Genomic DNA, 15,988 nt, shown 5'->3' on the forward strand with positions numbered 1-15,988 from the left:
GTGAAGGTGCGGGCCCCGGCTTGTTGTTGTGTTCGCAAGGCAGCGACGCGAGAGCGCGCGGCCCGCGTTGCAGCCGTTTCCAGGCTGTCCCCAGGAAGAAGGCAATTACTGCATGACCCGTTTCGAACGATCCTCCTCCGAGCGCACCGGCCGTCCGGCGCGCAACCGACCGTCGAGTGCCGCCCCGTCCAGGGGCCGCGGCAAGGCTTCGACGAAGAATTCCGGAAAGGGCCCTGCCCGCCGGTCCACGCCGCTCCAGGGTGAATTCGCACTGCCGGAGACCATCACCCCCGCGCTGCCGTCGGTCGAGGCTTTCGAAGCGCTGGACATGCCTGCCGCACTCCTCAAGACCCTCGCCTCGCAGGGGGTGACGGAGCCGTTCCCGATCCAGGGCGCGACGCTGCCGAACTCCCTCGCAGGCCGGGACATCCTGGGCCGCGGCCGTACGGGCTCCGGCAAGACGCTGGCCTTCGGCCTGGCGATGCTGGCCCGCACCGCAGGGCGACGCTCCGAGCCGCACGCGCCGCTCGCGCTCGTCCTCGTACCGACGCGTGAACTGGCGCAGCAGGTCACGGACGCGCTGACGCCGTATGCGACCGCCGTCAACCTGCGGCTGACCACGGTCGTCGGCGGCATGTCGATCACCAAGCAGTCGAACGCGCTGCGCCGCGGCGCCGAAGTGGTCGTCGCCACTCCGGGCCGCCTCAAGGACCTCATCGAGCGGGGTGACGCGCGTCTCGACCAGGTCGCCATCACCGTCCTCGACGAGGCCGACCAGATGGCCGACATGGGCTTCATGCCGCAGGTCGTCGCGCTGCTCAAGCAGGTCGAGCCGGACGGACAGCGGATGCTGTTCTCGGCGACGCTGGACAAGAACATCGACAAGCTCGTGAAGATGTTCCTGACCGACCCGGTCGTGCACTCGGTGGACCCGTCCGCCGGCGCCGTCACGACGATGGAGCACCACGTGCTCTACGTCATGGACGAGACCGAGAAGAAGGCCGTCGCGGCCAGGATCGCCGCCCGCGAGGGCCGCGTGATCATGTTCGTCGACACGAAGAGGGCCGCCGACCGCTTCGCGAAGCGCCTCCTGGCCGCCGGCGTGTACGCCGCCGCGCTGCACGGCGGGCGTTCCCAGCCGCAGCGCAACCGCACCCTGGAGCAGTTCAAGACCGGGAAGGTCACGGCGCTCGTCGCGACCAACGTGGCGGCGCGCGGCATCCACGTCGACGACCTCGACCTCGTCGTGAACGTCGACCCGCCGACCGACCACAAGGACTACCTGCACCGCGGCGGCCGTACCGCCCGTGCCGGTGAGTCCGGTTCCGTCGTCACGCTCGTCCTCCCCGAGGAGAAGCGCGAGATGACCCGGCTGATGAGCGACGCGGGCATCGCGCCGCACACCGCCCGGGTCAAGTCCACCGACGAGGAGCTGGCGTCCATCACGGGCGCGCGCGAGCCGTCCGGTGTCGCCGTGGTCGTCGAGGTGCCGCAGCCGGTGCAGCAGCAGCCCGCGAAGCGCCGTCCGTCCGGCTCCGGCGGTGGCTCCGGCCGCCCCTCGGCCGACGGACGCAGCAGGACCCGCGGCCGTCGTGGCGGCGGCGGTGGCGCAGGCGCGGCTGCCGGTGGCAGCGGCGGTACGGCGACGGGCGGGCGTCCGTCCCGTCCGGCGCGTGCCGGGGCCGGAGCCGGTGGCGGGCAGGGTGGCCAGTCCCGCACCGGTGGCGGCCAGGCCCGTACCGGTGGCGGGCAGTCCCGTGCCGGTGGGGGACAGGGTCAGTCGCAGCGACGGCAGGGCGGCGGCCAGGGCGGCCGCCGCGCCGCCTGAGGGAATGCCATGAGTGACTGACGGTGCGTCAGTCGACCAGCTGGGTCTGGAGCTTCGCCAAGGTGCGGAGGTCCAGGCCCAGTCCCGTTTTCAGGTACCCGTGCAGGCTGCCGTAGCGTGCCTCGACCTCCGCGAGAGCGGTGTCCAGATAGGCGTCGCGGACTTCCTGGAGCGGGATCAGCAGGTCCGGGTTCAGCATCAGGCCGGCCTGCCTGAGGCCGTCGCGGACCTTCTTGTCGGCCGCCGCCCGGATGGCGTTCGAGGCGAGGTAGTCGCGGCGGGCCGTCGCCTCCGGTACGCCGAGCGCGCGCAGCAGCACGTAACTCGTCCAGCCCGTACGGTCCTTGCCTGACGTGCAGTGGAAGAGGACCGCGCTCCTCGACGAACTGTCCGCGACGTCGCGGAACGTGGCGGCGAACTGCGCGGTGTTCGCCGGGTCCGAGATCAGCGTGCGGTAGACCCGCTTCATCAGGTCCGAACCCTTGCTGCCGCCGAGCGCCTCCTCCTGCTTCACCGGGTCCCTGGTGGCGATCGCCGCCATCATCTGCCCGAACAGGCCATTGTCGTTGACGGGGCGCGCGGTGACGGTGAGGCCCGGCGGGAGGCGGTCCTGGCCGTCGTACTGGATCTCGATCGGCACCCGGTAGTCGATCACCTTGCCCAGTCGCAGGCCCGCCAGGGTCAGCAGGTCCGGGTCGGTGAGCCTGCCGAGGGCGTCCGCGCGGTAGACGCGGCCGTGGCGGACGGTGTCGCCGCCGTAGGTGCGGTAGCCGCCGACGTCGCGGAAGTTGACCGCGCCCTGAAGGGGTATCTGGAGGGGCGCGTGGCGGACGGTGCCGGTGTGCTGCCGGGCCTGCGTGGCAGTGGCCGGCTGCGCGGGCGCCCCGGCGAGGGCCGTCGCGGGCAGTGCGCCGAGAGCGAGCGCGGAAACGACCGCGCCTGTGACCAGCCGGACTCGGTTGCGGCTCATCAGGTCAACTCCTGTGAGGAGGAAGGGAGATCACCCTGGTGTCGGCAGGGTGTGGAGCGCGTGCAGCTGTGCGAGGGTGGTCTCTGCCTCGGACATGACACGTGCCACGAGTTCGCCGCAGCTCGGCAGGTCGTCGATGACGCCCCCGACCTGCCCCGATGCCATCACACCGAGATCGGTGCGGCCGTCGACCATCGAAGCCTTCAGCAGCATGGGGGTGTTGGCGGCCAACAGCATCTGACTCCACGACAGACTCTTGCCGTGCTTCATGGCGAGAGCGTCGCGGAGCATCTGCGGCCAGGTCTGCCCGGAGATCTTCTTGAAGCCTGCCGCCCGCACGACCGCCATGGCGAGCGCTCTCGTACGCCCCGACTTCTCCAGGGCCGCGACGAGGTCCGAGCGGAGCATGCGGTGCGGGAGCCCGTCGACGGCGGTGGTGACGGTGATGTCCTTGACCGTCGCCGCCAGGTACTTCGCCTTGACGGCGGCGGGCACCGTCGAGTCGGAGGTGAGCAGGAAACGGGTGCCCATGGCGACGCCCGCCGCACCGTAGGAGAGCGCGGCGACCAGACCGCGCCCGTCGTGGAAGCCACCCGCCGCGACGACGGGGATGTCGACCGCGTCCACCACCTGCGGCAGCAGCACGGTGGTGGCGACGTCCCCGGTGTGTCCGCCGCCCTCGCCGCCCTGCACGATCACCGCGTCCGCACCCCACGCGGCGACCTTCTCCGCGTGCCTGCGGGCGCCGATGGACGGGACGACGACGACGCCCGCGTCCTTCAGCTCGGCGATCAGCTCGCGGGACGGGGCGAGCGCGAACGACGCCACCTTCACGCCCTCGTCGATGATGATCCGCACCCGGTCGCGGGCGTCCCCCGCGTCCGCCCGCAGATTCACGCCGAAGGGCGCGTCCGTACGGGACTTGACCTCGCGCACGGCCTGCCGCAGCTGCTCGACGGTCATCGTCGCGGAGGCGAGGATGCCGAGCGCGCCCGCGTCGGCCGTAGCGGAGACGAGGCGGGGGCCCGCCACCCAGCCCATGCCGGTCTGGACGAGGGGGTGGCGGACGCCGACGAGACGGGTGAGCGCGGTCTCGATGACGGGCACCGGTTGCGGCTCCGGTGCCGCTCGCCCGGTCGTACCGGCATCCCGTGCGCTCATGCCGGCCCCACCTCGCGGTCGCGGGTGTTCTTCGGGTCGATGACCTCGCGGACCAGACGGAGTTCCTCGGGGGTCGGTTCGCGGGTGTACGGAACGTCCCCTTCCGGCAGTACGAGCGCGAAGCCGGTGGCCTCGCGGACCTCGTCGACGGTGACGCCGGGATGGCGGGAGACGAGCCGCATCGCGTGGTCCGGGGTCTCGAAGTCGAAGACGCCGAGGTTGCTGACCACACGCGGCAGGCAGTGGAAGCGCGTCGCGGCAGGGCCGGCCGCCTCCGCGCTGTCGTGGCCGACGCCGCAGATCATGTCGACCTTGTCGACGAAGACCCGGGCGGAGTGCTTGGGAACCCAGTAACTGACCGGATTGTTCAGGGTGTTGACGGGCGCGCCGCGCACGCCGAGGAGCTGGCGGGCGGGCTGCTGCCAGTCGCCGATGCAGGAGATGTTCTGGTTGCCGAACCGGTCGATCTGACTGGCGCCCATCATCACGTGCCGCTTCCCGCCGGTCACCATCGTGAGGTGCCGGCGGTACGGCAGCCAGCCCTCGGGCGTCCCGTCGAGGCCGACGATCATCGCCTCGCCGTCGGTGAGGAGCAGATCGGGGGAGAAGGTGCGCCTGGCGAGGCGGGCGCCGATGCCGGGGATCAGGCCCATCGGGCTGGCCAGTACCTCGCCGTCGTCGCGCCAGGCCTCGGCGCAGGCGATCACGCAGTACTCGGCGCGGGTGACGGCCGACGTCCTTGCGGTGGTCGGAGTGTGCGTGCTCACTTCTGCTGCTCCTCGTGCCAGGTCTGGACCGCGGTCCGGTACGCCGACTCGTCCGCTCCGGAGAGGAAGCGGGCGGCGAACTCGGGCCAGGGGGTGGTCGCGTACGCCTTCTGGAAGGCTTCGTCGCGCCCGTGGTCGGGGGCGCAGGAGGTGAAGTGCGCGCCGTGGGGGGTCTCGACGACACCGGTGACGGAGGTCCGGTTGAGGAGGAGTGACTGCGGGGGTGCCTCCTTGGTCAACTCCGCCGTGTCGACGAGGCGTTCGCAGGAGACGTACGCCTCGTCGGCGGCCTCGCAGAAGAGGTCGTCGAAGTACGGGTCGGGGCCGAGGTACTGGCCGTTGCCGAGGCGGTCCGCCCGGTTCATGTGGACCAGGGCGGCGTCCAGTCGCAGTGCGGGCATCGCGACGAGCTCCTCACCGTCCTCGTACGGTGAAGTGAACGTCCGCAGACCGGGGTTGACGCGCATGACGTCGGAGCCGATGCCGGCGCGGACGGGCAGGAAGGGGAGGCGGTTCGCGGCGGCGTGCAGGCCCCACATGAACATGGCCTCGTCGATCTCGGTCAGCTCGAAGGCGCCCTCCTGGCGGGCGGTGCGGAAGTGCGGTTCGAGGGCGATCGAGTCGAGCGTGACGAAGGCCGTGACCAGCTTGCGGATCCTTCCGGCGGCGGCGAGGAGACCGACGTCCGGGCCGCCGTACGAGACGACGGTGAGGTCGGTGAGGTCGCTGCGCAGGATCGCGCGGACCAGGGCCATCGGCTTGCGGCGCGAACCCCAGCCGCCGATGCCCAGCGTCATGCCGCTGCGCAGGCGGGAGACGACCTCGTCGAGGGTCATGGTTTTGTCGGTCACCGGGAGTCCTTCTCCTTGCCGAAGGTGTCGCGGACGCGGTCGGCGGTGCCGCTGAGGTTGGCCTCGAAGGTGAAGCCCTGCTCGAAGCGGTAGCTGCGGCGTACGTCGACGGGGTCGATGCCGTTGATGGCGGCCTTTGCGAGGCGGATCAGAGAGCCGTCCTTGAGAGCGATCTCCCCGGCCAACTCCATTGCGGCGTCGCGGAGTTGTTCGCGCGGGACGACCTTCCAGACCGAGCCGTGGTGGTGCAGTTCCTGCGCGGTGACGGTGCGCGAGGTGTAGTACAGGGCGCGCATCAGGTGTTGCGGGACCAGCCGGGAGAGGTGGGTGGCGGCGCCGAGCGCGCCCCGGTCCAGTTCGGGCAGGCCGAAGGTGGCGTCGTCGGAGGCCACGAGGACGTCGGCGTTGCCGACGAGGCCGATGCCGCCGCCGAGGCAGAACCCCTCGACCGCCGCGACGACCGGGACCTCGCACTCGTACACGGCGGCGAAGGCCTCCGCGCAGCCGCTGTTGGCGCCGATCAGGGCCTGGTGGCCGCCGCCGCTCGCGCTCTCGCGCTGCATCTCCTTGATGTCGACGCCCGCGTTGAAGCCGCGGCTCCCCGGTGGGGCGGCGAGGACGACGCACCGCACGTCCGGGTCGCGGCCTGCGGCGCGGACCGCGTCGGCAAGGTCGTACCAGCCCTGCACGGGCAGTGCGTTGACCGGCGGGAAGTCGACGGTGACGACGGCGATGCCTCTGTGGGAGTCGGAAGGGCCGGGACGGGAGGTGGAGACACCCATGAGCGGATCAGCTACCTTTCCACCAAACATTTGTTAGGTGCTTGTTGAGTCAGGAAGGTAGCAGCGAATGGAACTGGACGGGAGGGTTGCCGTCGTCACAGGCGGCACCCGGGGGGTCGGCGCGGGCATCGCGCGGGCCCTTCTGGCCGCGGGCGCGGAGGTTCTGGTCTGCGCGCGCAGACCACCGGACACACCGGTCGAAATCGCGGGCAGGCGGGCGGAGTTCAGGCCGGTCGACCTGCGGGCGCCGGGAGCCGTGCCGGAATTCTTCGCGGGCGTCGCCGAGTCGTACGGCCGCCTCGACGTGCTGGTCAACAACGCGGGCGGCACCCCGTACCGGCTGCTGGGGGAGGGCGGGGCGGAGCGGCACGCGAGGGTCGTCGAGCTGAACCTGATCGCGCCGATGACGGCTTCGCTGGCGGCGTACGCGCACCTGCGTGCGACGGGCGGTTCGGTCCTGATGATCGGCAGCGTGAGCGGCACCCGTCCTTCGCCCGGCACGGCCGCGTACGGGGCGGCGAAGGCCGGTCTGGAGAACCTCGCGCGGTCGATGGCGGTGGAGTGGGCGCCGGAGGTACGGGTCAACACCCTCGTCCTGGGCATGGTGCGGACCGAGCTGTCGCACCTCCACTACGGCGACGAGGCGGGCGTGGCCGCGGTCGGGCGGACGGTCCCGGCGGGCCGGCTGGCCGAGCCGTCGGACGTCGGCGACGCGGCGGTCTTCCTCGCGTCGCCGAAGGCGGCGTACGTGACCGGGGCCTCGCTGCTGGTGCACGGGGGCGGCGAGCGCCCCGCCTTTCTGGACGCGACAACCGCCAACAAGTCGGAGGAGAGCTGAGATGACCGGTACGGGAATCGCTGACGGACGTGTCGTGGTCGTGACCGGCGCCGGGCGGGGACTGGGCCGCGCCCACGCGCTGGCCTTCGCGGCGGAGGGCGCACGGGTGGTCGTCAACGACCTGGGCGTGTCGGCCGACGGGGCGGGAGGCTCCAGCGGCCCCGCCCGGGAGGTCGTGGCGGAGATACGCGCACGGGGCGGGGAAGCCGTCGCGCACGGCGGCGACATCGCGACGACGGCGGGCGCCGCCTCGCTGGTGGCCGCGGCCGTCGATTCCTTCGGACGGATCGACACCCTGGTCAACAACGCCGGATTCCTGCGCGACCGGATGCTCGTCAACCTGGAGGAGGACGACTGGGACGCGGTCGTGCGCGTCCACCTCAAGGGCCACTTCCTGCCGCTGAAGCACGCGGCGCAGTGGTGGCGGGCGGAGGCCAAGGCGGGCCGGAGGGCGGTGGCGCGGGTCGTCAACACCAGCTCCGGCGCCGGTCTGCTGGGGAGCGTCGGCCAGGGGAACTACTCCGCCGCGAAGGCCGGGATCATCGGTCTGACGCTGGTCGCGGCGGCGGAGATGGGCCGGTACGGGGTCCAGGTCAACGCCCTCGCCCCGGCGGCCCGCACCCGGATGACGCAGGAGACGTTCGCGGAGACGATGGCGGCACCGGGGAAGGGGGACTTCGACGCGATGGCCCCCGAGAACGTCTCACCGCTGGTGGTGTGGCTGGGGTCGGCCGCCTCGGCCGGAGTCACCGGCCGGGTCTTCGAGGCGGAAGCGGGCCGGATCACGGTGATGGAAGGCTGGCGCCCGGGCCCGACCGCCGACAAGGGTGCGCGGTGGACACCGGCGGAGGCGGGCGAGGCGGCGGCGAAACTGCTGGGGGAGGCGGGGGCGCCGGGGGCGGTGTACGGGGCGGGGTAGTGGGGGTGGGGCGGTGGGGGTGGGGCGGTGCGCGCGGCCGGCTACGGGCAGTCTGCGGTGCGGGCGGCCGGCTACGGGCAGTCGTACGGTGCGGACGGCCCTTGGAGCCGGACCCCGCCCCACCCTGCGCCCGGACTCTTGTACGTTCCGCCTGATCAGGGGTGCGAGGAACTGCGCGGCCGGCCGGGACGCACCCGCACGGGCACCACACGGCGCCGCTCTCCGCCCCCGCCCGCACCCCCAGTGCGGGGCCGTGGGATCCGGGGTCCCATGATGAACGCCATGACCACCACCCCCACGCCCGCCCGACGCACCCGCATCACCCGTACGACAGGTCTGCTCCTCGCTGCCGCCCTCGTGCCCGTTCTCACCTCGTGCGCCACCCTCACCGGCGTCATGTCGCCCGCCGAAGTCCGCGAGGACGCCGCAGCCGACGGCAAGGCCGCCGAAGGGCCGGTCGACTGCACCAAGGCCAAGTGCGTGGCGCTCACCTTCGACGGCGGACCCAGCGCTCCCACGCCGAAACTGCTGGACGTCCTGAAGCGCGAGAAGGCCCCGGCGACCCTCTTTCTCCAGGGAGAAGGTCACACCGACACCTATCCCGAGACCGTGACCCGCATGGCGAAGGAGGGGCACGAGATCGCGAACCACACGCAGACGCACAAGAACCTGACCGAGCTCACTCCGGACGAGATCCGGGCCGAGATCGAGCCGGTGCAGAAGGACATCAAGGCCGCCACCGGCAAGGCCCCCACGCTCATGCGCCCGCCGGGCGGTGCCACCAACAACGACGTCTCCGAGGTCCTTGAGGGTCTCGGCCTCGCGCAGGTCCTGTGGAGCGTCACCGCGAAGGACTTCCAGACCAACGACAGCGCACTGATCAAGAAGCGCGTGCTCGACCAGACCGAACGTGACGGAATCATCCTGCTCCACGAGCGTTACCCCGGAACGATTCCGGCGGTCCCCGGCATCATCGGCGAACTCCGCAAGAAGGGGTACACGTTCGTGACGGTCTCCCAGCTGATGTCACCGGCCGCCCCCGAAGCCGGCGAGGTCTACCGGCCGTGACCGGAACCTGGCACCTGAGATCTGGCACCTGTGATCTGACGGCCGGCATCTGACGGCCGGCACTTGGCCCCGGTGCCCGGCCCCGTACGCCTCCCTGCCTCGTGGAGCCTGTGCCCCTCCTGATGATGGGATGGGCCCATGAACCACGAGCACGAGGCACCCGCCCCCGACCTGGGCGATTACGCCGGAACCCGCACCCCCTGGGACCGCCCCGAATGGCAGCAGGAAGCCCTCGCCTGGGCCGCGAGGGCCCTCCGGGAGGCCGGGCTCCGGGAGGCGCCGGGGCGGACCAGGACCGTCCGGATCCGGCCCTGGTCCGTCCTCGTACGCTTCCCCCTCGCTTCGGGGGAGGGGGTCTGGTTCAAGGCGAACCCGCCCGCCTCCGCCTTCGAGGCCGGGCTGGGGGCCGAGCTCGCGCGTTGGGTGCCGGAGCACGTTCTGCGTCCGTACGCCGTCGACGCCGAGCGCGGCTGGGCACTGTGGCCGGACGGGGGCACGGTCTTCGCCGACGTGCTCAACGGGGGTCCGGTCGATGTCCGGGCCTGGGAGGAACCGCTGCGGCAGTACGCCGAGATGCAGCGTGCGCTGATCCCGTACGCGGACGAGGCCGAAGCCCTCGGGGTGCCGGGCGCGCGCACCCGCCACCTGCCCGAGATCTTCGCCCGGCTCGTCGCGGACACCCGTGCACTGGGCGCGGCGGAACAGAGTCTGCTTCTCGGACGCAAGGGGCAAGTCGCCGACTGGGCGGCCGAGTTGGACGCTTTCGGGATTCCCGACTCGATCGACCACTCCGACCTGCACGAGGCGCAGGTCTTCGCGCCCGGTGCGGACCACCCCGGCCGGTACGCCTTCTTCGACTGGGGCGACGCCGTCGTGGGGCATCCGTTCAGCAGCCTGCTCGTCAACGCACGGGCCGCCCGAGGCCGGTACGGGGCGGATGTGCTGCCCCGGCTGCGGGACGCCTATCTGGAGCCGTGGACCGGTGACGGGCACAGCGCCGCCGAGCTGCGGCAGGCGGTGAGCCTGGCGTGCCGGCTCGGTGCGGTGTCACGGGCGGGGTGCTGGGGGCGGCTCTTCCCCGAGGCGGGCGCGGGGCCTGGCGACGGGGCCGACGCGGCGCGCTGGCTCCGCGAACTGTTCGCGGAACCGCCGCTGTAGCGCCTGCCGCACGAAGGGGGCGGGGCAGGAAGGGGGGCGGGGGTGAGGGAGGCAGGAGGCTGGGGTGCGTACCGGCCTGTCGGGCGGCGCCGCTGAGTGCTCGCGTGGAGATCTCCTGCGACTGATCCCCGCCTGGCGCGCACGAAGTGAACGTCCGGGGAATTCCAGGGAGTTGGCGTTGACCCCGGCACGGTCTACGCGCATCAATGAACACATGCGAATCCCCCCACGAATCGCCGTACTCGGCGGCGCCTTCGCCCTCACGTCCGCTCTCCTCGCAGGTGGCGTCGCCACCGCCTCGACCCCCACCGGTGTCGCCACCGTCGCCGCCTCGACTCCCGCGGCGGTCGCGGCGGTCGGGGACATCTGCTACTCCAAGCTGCCGTCCCAGGCGCACGACACCCTGACGCTCATCGAGAAGGGCGGCCCCTTCCCGTACGAGCAGGACGGGACCGTCTTCAAGAACCGCGAAGGCATCCTGCCGAGCCAGACCAATGGGTACTACCACGAGTACACCGTCGTCACGCCGGGTGCGCCCACCCGTGGTGCCAAGCGCATCGTGACGGGTGACCAGGCCCAGGAGGACTACTACACCAGCGACCACTACAAGTCGTTCTCGCTGGTCAAGTACGGCTGCTAGGGCCCCGCTCAGGCACTGCATCCACTCGCTGCGGCTCAGCCACCCCCTCACGTTGTCCCTCGCCTGCTCCGATGTCCGGGGCTGGGGAACGGGCGCCGAGGACGGGGTGGCTGCTGCCGTTCGCGTCCGGGCGCGGCCCGCGCCGCGCAGCGGGGCCGCCGCGCAGGCCACCCCGCGGAACGCCTTGGGAACGCATCCGGAACGACGCGGTCCGCATCAACAACCAGGACATCATGATGAGGATCCACCTCCAGGAGCCAGTCCCTGCGAGATGAGAAGACCGACAAGTACGGCGGCTCCACCGCCCTTTCCGGCGGCGCGATATGGGTGCCCACCAACTTCCACCGCGACGAGGCGGGCCTCGGCGACACCCGCGAGAAGGCCCTCGCCCACCTCGACGCCACCGTCGGCGACCGCGTCCCGGCCGCCCGCAAAGAGGCCTACCTCGACCACGGGACCCGCATGGTCAGGGAGTTCCACGACCGCACCGACGTCCGGTTCATGTACACCCCCGGCTACTCGGACTACTTCCCCGAGGCCATGGACGGCATGGCCATGGGCCGCTCCGTCGAGCCGTGCATCACCGACCTCAAGAAGCTCGGCCCGCAGGCCCGCGACATGCGCCGCGCGGGCCGGAGGACCTCCCTCAAGGTCGCAGCCCGCGCCGCGAAGGCGCTGGTCACCGGCAAGAAGCTGCTCTCGCTCGGCGAGGCGCTGACCGCCAGGCTGTGGCTCTCCCACGTCGAGCGCGTGGACACACGCGTCCGAGGGGCAGGTCGGCGACTCACTGGGCCTCGGGCAGGAACTGGGCGCGGCGACGGACCTGCTGGACAAGGTGTGGGGCGCACCGTCGGTCTGCCCGCCGGGGGAGAAGTCCTTCTTCCTGGTCGCGGACCGCGGCATCCCGGGCATGGTGATCCTCAATGCGGCGGGGGAGCGGTACGCCAACGAGGCGGCGCCGTACCACCGGTTCGTCGACGCGGGCAAGGACGAGGACTTCGGCCGCGGCGACAGCGTCTACGACCGCTCCTACGGCGACCCCACCCCGCCCCACCCCAACCTCGCCCCGCTGGAGAAGGGCCCGTACTACGCGATCCCCGTCCACCCCGGCGACATCGGCACCAAGGGCGGCCTCGTCACGGACGCCGACGCGCGCGTCCTGCGCGAGGACGGCACCGTCGTCGAGGGGCTGTACGCGTCGGGCAACTGCTCGGCGGCCGTCATGGGCGAGACGTATCCGGGGCCGGGGGCGACGATCGGGCCCGCGATGGCGTTCGGGTGGGCGGCGGCCCATGACATCGTCACCAAGGCGAGGGCGGGTGTCACCGGATCCGCGGCGACGTCCACTCCAGCCGACGCCTGACCGCTCCGTCGCGTATGTGGCCGAGGGCGGTCGCGGCGACGGCGCGGCCGGTGCTGTCCGGGTCGCTGTCCGCGAGCACCCGCAGCAGCGCCTCGGCGGCCCGGGGATCCTGGCGCACGGCCAGGCCCCGGGCGGCTTCGGCGTAGGCGGGGTCGGTGGGGGAGAGGGGTGCGGGCCGGTCCGTACGTGCGGGTGCTTCGTGGCCGGTCGCGCAGTTCCCCGCGCCCCTGACCGCCTGCCCCCGAGCCTCCTGACGGGCGGCCGACGCCGCCGACCCCCACGCGGAGCGCTCCCCCTCGCTCCGGTCCGTGCTCGCCGTCGCTCCCGCCCCGACCTGCTCGGCCAGCGCGTCCCGGACCTCCGCCGTGCCGGCCCCCGTACGGGCCAGCGCAACGACCGCCGCACGCCGGACCGGGAGATCCTCGTCCCGGGCGAGCACGATCAACGCCTCCACGGAGGCCTCGGACCCGTACCGCCCCAACGCCCGCGCCACCCTCTCCCGTACCCCCGCATCCCCGTGCGCCGCCCGCCCCACCACCTCCGGCAGCGCCGACGGGTCGGCATGGCGGCCCAGGGCCCGTATCGCCGCCCGCGTCAGGTGGGCGGGGCCCGGCCGTCCCGCCAACTCCCGCAGCAGCGGCACCGCCTGCGACGCGGGCACCGCCCTGGCCAGCACATCCGCTGCGAAGGTTTGGTGCAGAGACGAGGAGCTTTCCGCGCACCACCGCGACGCCGCCCGCAGCGTCCCCGCGTCCCCGCGCTGCCACAGCGCGGCCACCGACTCCCGCCAGTCGTTGCCCTCGGGCGACCCCGACCGCACCGCCCGCTCCGCGAGCACCTCAAGGGGCGCCTCGACGCCGAGTACGCACTCCAGGCGCGTGACCACGGCCGCATGCCCCGTCTGCTGCTCCTCCACCGCCACCGGCCGGCCGTCCCGCAAGAGCTCGACCAGCACCGTCGTACCGCCCTCCTCCCGCACCTCACGGGCCACGAACTCGTCCCCGTCGCGCGCCCCGTACGTGTGTTTCAGCCCCTCCCGCAACGCGTGCTCCACGTCGTTTTCAAGCCACCACCGCGCCTCCTCCAGCGCGGCCTCCCGCGCCGCCGCACGGTGCCGCAGCAGCACCCGCACCGTCGCGGGCGAACCGCGCCGGGCCGCCAGCACCAGCGGCGGCTCCCCGCCGGGACCCGGCAGGTCCGGATCGGCGCCGTGCGCCAGCAGCACCTCGGCGGTCGCGGCATGCCCGCGGCCCGCGGCCCACGCCAGCGCCGTGAACCCGAAGTCCTCGCGCAGGTCCGGCCGCGCCCCCGCCACCAGCAGGCTCCGTACGACCTCGGCATGACCGCCCACCGCCGCCGCGCACAGCGGCAGGTCCCCGCCCGAAGGGCCGCTCGGCCGGTCCGGGTCCGCACCCGCGGCGAGCAGCAGCCGCACCATGCCGCGACGGTCGTTCACCGCCGCCTCGTAGAGGACGGTCGTCCCGTCCTCGTCGGTGGCCTCGGCAGGGGCGCCCGCCCGAAGCAGCCGTACAACAGCGTCGTCCTCGTCACCGTGCACAGCCTCGAACAGGTCCCGCAGGCCCGCTGTCGGCTTGTCGTCCATCCTTCGACCCTACGCGCCCCACCGACCATTGCCGCAGGTCAGGGGCTACGCGGGCCAGACGGACGGGTGTGGCCCGCGAGACGTGCGGCCCTCAGGTGTCGCAGTCCAGCACGGTGCGGCACAGCCCGCAGCGTGCCCGCAGCTCGCCGCGCACCGGCACCCGCAGGCGCTGGTGGCACGTCGGACACGGGAACGAGACCCGCAGCGCGCCCGGATCACCCTCGAAGGCGTACGGGGCGAGAGGTCCGGGCTTGCCGGTCGCGCCGTGCTCCTGGGCGTGCCGCCTGTCCTTCACGTACCGGTGCCGGGCGAGCCGGCCCGCCGCGGCGAGCGGGGGCTGCTGGGTGTCCCGGCGGGCCTGCGCCATGCCCTTCGTGTATGCCGTGTACGCCTCGGCGCTGGTGAACCAGGGGGCGGGGTCCTCGTCGAACGCCAGCGCACGCTTGGCCAGTACGTACCCGAACTCCTCCGGGGTGAGGTAGCCCAGCTTCTGGCTCGACGCCCCGTCCTGCCGGTACGCGTCGAGCAGCAGCCAGCCCGCGCCGAGGTACGTCGTCACGGTGTCGGTGAGGATCTCGTTGTCGGGGGTGTCCGCGAAGGACAGGTCCAGCCGGTGCAGCAGGACGTGGGTGATCTCGTGCGCGAGGGCGGCGCCGATGTCCTTGCGGTGGCTGCGGAACCGCTCGTTCAGCTCGATGAAGTACTCGGGGCCCGCGGCCAGTTCGACGCCCGCCGCGTGCTCCATCTCCCGGTAGCTGACGATCATCCGGGCGTCGGGCAGATGCAGATGGGAGACGAGGGCGCGGGCCACGTGCTGCGCGCCCAGATGGGGGTCCTCGTCGTCGGAGAACGCCACGTCGGCCGGGAAGACGCTCGGTGCGTACGACCGCACCCCGTCCTCACCGATCCGCCGGTACAGCGCGGTCAGCGCCGAGCGCACCGTGCCCAGGTGGGGAAAGCCGTGCTCGACTTCGCTGCCGATGCCCACGTTCGTACCCTCTCGTGCCTTCTCGTGTTTCCCGTACCTTCTCGTGACCTCTTGCGGCTTCTGGTACCCCGGCGGCCGGTGGCCGAAAGGGGACCCTTGTCGACCGGTCGATCAACTCCACATAATCCAACAGCGCGTTGACGGGCGCATGCCACCGTCGCACAGATTGCGTCATGGCCCGCGCCCACCCCACATCGACACATCGACGCGTGTCATTGCAACCCCCCACGAAAGGCACCACCGTGAACAACGTACTCAGTGCCATCAAGAGATGTGCAGTCGTCGGCGCCGTCGCACTCGCCGCCGTCAGCCTCCAGCCCGCCGGGGCCTCCGCGAGCACCGCCGCCGGCACCCCGCCCGTCGTAGGAGGAACGCGCGCCGCCCAGGGCGAGTTCCCGTTCATGGTCCGCCTCTCCATGGGCTGCGGCGGATCCCTCCTCACCAAGGACATAGTCCTCACCGCCGCCCACTGCGTGGACGGCTCCGGCGACAACACCTCGATCACCGCCACCGGCGGCGTGGTCGACCTGGAGAGCCCCGACGCCATCAAGGTGAACTCCACCAAGGTCCTCCAGGCCCCCGGCTACAACGGCCGGGGCAAGGACTGGGCGCTCATCAAGCTCGCCAAGCCCATCGACCAGCCCACCCTGAAGCTCGCCACCGACGCGAGCCTCAACAGCGGCGACTTCACCATCGCCGGATGGGGCGCCGACAAGGAGGGCGGCAGCCAGCAGCGCTACCTCCTCAAGGCCAACGTGCCGTTCGTCGACGACGCCAGCTGCACCAAGGCGTACGGCGACCTCATCGCGGGCGAAGAGCTCTGCGCCGGACTCCCGGAGGGCGGCACCGACACCTGCCAGGGCGACTCGGGCGGCCCGATGTTCCGCAAGGACAACGCGGGCGCGTGGGTCCAGGTCGGCGTCGTGAGCTGGGGCAGCGGGTGTGCGCGCCCGAACTTCCCCGGCGTCTACACCGAGGTGTCCACGTTTGCGGCGGACATCGAGAAGGCTGCTGCGGGGCTTTAGCCTCTCCGGCCGGGTCTGGGGGAGGGG

15 protein-coding genes and 1 pseudogene are annotated in these 15,988 nt (G+C 72.2%); 9 read left to right on the plus strand and 7 right to left on the minus strand.

Features of this window, described 5'->3' with window-relative positions:
- Positions 1 to 112 precede the first annotated feature (112 nt).
- Positions 113 to 1,828: a DEAD/DEAH box helicase gene (locus tag ACWGIG_RS26460; RefSeq protein ID WP_453324171.1), complete on the plus strand. Its 1,716-nt coding sequence runs from the start codon at positions 113 to 115 to the stop codon at positions 1,826 to 1,828.
- A 28-nt stretch (positions 1,829 to 1,856) separates the two neighbouring features.
- Here the strand turns inward: ACWGIG_RS26460 and ACWGIG_RS26465 are convergent, their stop codons facing one another.
- Genes ACWGIG_RS26465 through ACWGIG_RS26485 form a run of 5 tightly spaced genes read right to left on the minus strand, consistent with a single transcriptional unit; the run spans position 1,857 to position 6,359 of the window.
- Positions 1,857 to 2,798: a tyrosine-protein phosphatase gene (locus ACWGIG_RS26465; protein ID WP_453324172.1), complete on the minus strand. Its 942-nt coding sequence runs from the start codon at positions 2,796 to 2,798 to the stop codon at positions 1,857 to 1,859.
- 30 nt (positions 2,799 to 2,828) lie between these two features.
- Positions 2,829 to 3,896: an NAD(P)H-dependent flavin oxidoreductase gene (locus ACWGIG_RS26470; RefSeq protein WP_453324184.1), complete on the minus strand. Its 1,068-nt coding sequence runs from the start codon at positions 3,894 to 3,896 to the stop codon at positions 2,829 to 2,831.
- Positions 3,897 to 3,955: 59 nt separating this feature from the next.
- A complete protein-coding gene (locus tag ACWGIG_RS26475; protein ID WP_453324173.1) occupies positions 3,956 to 4,726 on the minus strand; it encodes a CoA-transferase subunit beta in 771 nt (256 codons plus the stop codon).
- Positions 4,723 to 5,577, minus strand: coding sequence for a CoA transferase subunit A (locus tag ACWGIG_RS26480; protein ID WP_453324174.1), 855 nt, complete (start codon positions 5,575 to 5,577; stop codon positions 4,723 to 4,725). Before ACWGIG_RS26480 ends, ACWGIG_RS26475 begins: the two co-directional genes overlap by 4 nt.
- A complete protein-coding gene (locus ACWGIG_RS26485) occupies positions 5,574 to 6,359 on the minus strand; it encodes an enoyl-CoA hydratase family protein (RefSeq protein ID WP_453324175.1) in 786 nt (261 codons plus the stop codon). Before ACWGIG_RS26485 ends, ACWGIG_RS26480 begins: the two co-directional genes overlap by 4 nt.
- Positions 6,360 to 6,426: 67 nt before the next feature.
- Here ACWGIG_RS26485 and ACWGIG_RS26490 point away from each other — a divergent pair, with 67 nt between their 5' ends.
- The 7 genes and pseudogenes from ACWGIG_RS26490 (at position 6,427) to ACWGIG_RS26520 (ending at position 12,345) form a co-directional block, all read left to right on the plus strand.
- Complete coding sequence (locus ACWGIG_RS26490; protein ID WP_453324176.1) at positions 6,427 to 7,197, plus strand: SDR family oxidoreductase; 771 nt, start codon at positions 6,427 to 6,429, stop codon at positions 7,195 to 7,197.
- A 1-nt stretch (position 7,198) separates the two neighbouring features.
- Positions 7,199 to 8,116, plus strand: a complete 918-nt coding sequence (locus tag ACWGIG_RS26495) for an SDR family oxidoreductase (RefSeq protein ID WP_453324177.1) — start codon at positions 7,199 to 7,201, stop codon at positions 8,114 to 8,116.
- A gap of 282 nt (positions 8,117 to 8,398) precedes the next feature.
- Positions 8,399 to 9,184 carry a polysaccharide deacetylase family protein gene (locus tag ACWGIG_RS26500; protein ID WP_453324178.1) on the plus strand — a complete coding sequence of 262 codons (786 nt, stop codon included), beginning with the start codon at positions 8,399 to 8,401 and terminating at the stop codon, positions 9,182 to 9,184.
- 138 nt (positions 9,185 to 9,322) lie between these two features.
- Positions 9,323 to 10,342 (plus strand): aminoglycoside phosphotransferase family protein, encoded by a 1,020-nt coding sequence (locus ACWGIG_RS26505; protein WP_453324179.1) that lies wholly within the window; start codon positions 9,323 to 9,325, stop codon positions 10,340 to 10,342.
- Positions 10,343 to 10,556: 214 nt separating this feature from the next.
- Entirely contained in the window at positions 10,557 to 10,982 is a 426-nt protein-coding gene (locus ACWGIG_RS26510; protein WP_453324180.1) for a ribonuclease domain-containing protein, read from the plus strand.
- Between the two features lie 327 nt (positions 10,983 to 11,309).
- Positions 11,310 to 11,633 (plus strand): annotated as a pseudogene (locus ACWGIG_RS26515) (3-oxosteroid 1-dehydrogenase); the annotation flags it as partial.
- A 154-nt stretch (positions 11,634 to 11,787) separates the two neighbouring features.
- Positions 11,788 to 12,345, plus strand: coding sequence for an FAD-binding protein (locus ACWGIG_RS26520; RefSeq protein ID WP_453324185.1), 558 nt, complete (start codon positions 11,788 to 11,790; stop codon positions 12,343 to 12,345).
- On the opposite strand, the gene ACWGIG_RS26525 is transcribed toward ACWGIG_RS26520, so the two are convergent.
- Both ACWGIG_RS26525 and ACWGIG_RS26530 read right to left on the minus strand, forming a co-directional pair.
- Complete coding sequence (locus tag ACWGIG_RS26525; protein ID WP_453324181.1) at positions 12,305 to 13,948, minus strand: ankyrin repeat domain-containing protein; 1,644 nt, start codon at positions 13,946 to 13,948, stop codon at positions 12,305 to 12,307. The genes ACWGIG_RS26520 and ACWGIG_RS26525 overlap by 41 nt on opposite strands.
- 91 nt (positions 13,949 to 14,039) lie before the next feature.
- Complete coding sequence (locus ACWGIG_RS26530) at positions 14,040 to 14,936, minus strand: hypothetical protein (RefSeq protein ID WP_453324182.1); 897 nt, start codon at positions 14,934 to 14,936, stop codon at positions 14,040 to 14,042.
- 242 nt (positions 14,937 to 15,178) lie between these two features.
- On the opposite strand from ACWGIG_RS26530, the gene ACWGIG_RS26535 reads away from it, so the two are divergent.
- Complete coding sequence (locus ACWGIG_RS26535) at positions 15,179 to 15,961, plus strand: S1 family peptidase (protein WP_453324183.1); 783 nt, start codon at positions 15,179 to 15,181, stop codon at positions 15,959 to 15,961.
- Positions 15,962 to 15,988: the final 27 nt, after the last annotated feature.

The sequence above is a fragment of the Streptomyces sp. NPDC054863 genome (genome assembly GCF_053610825.1).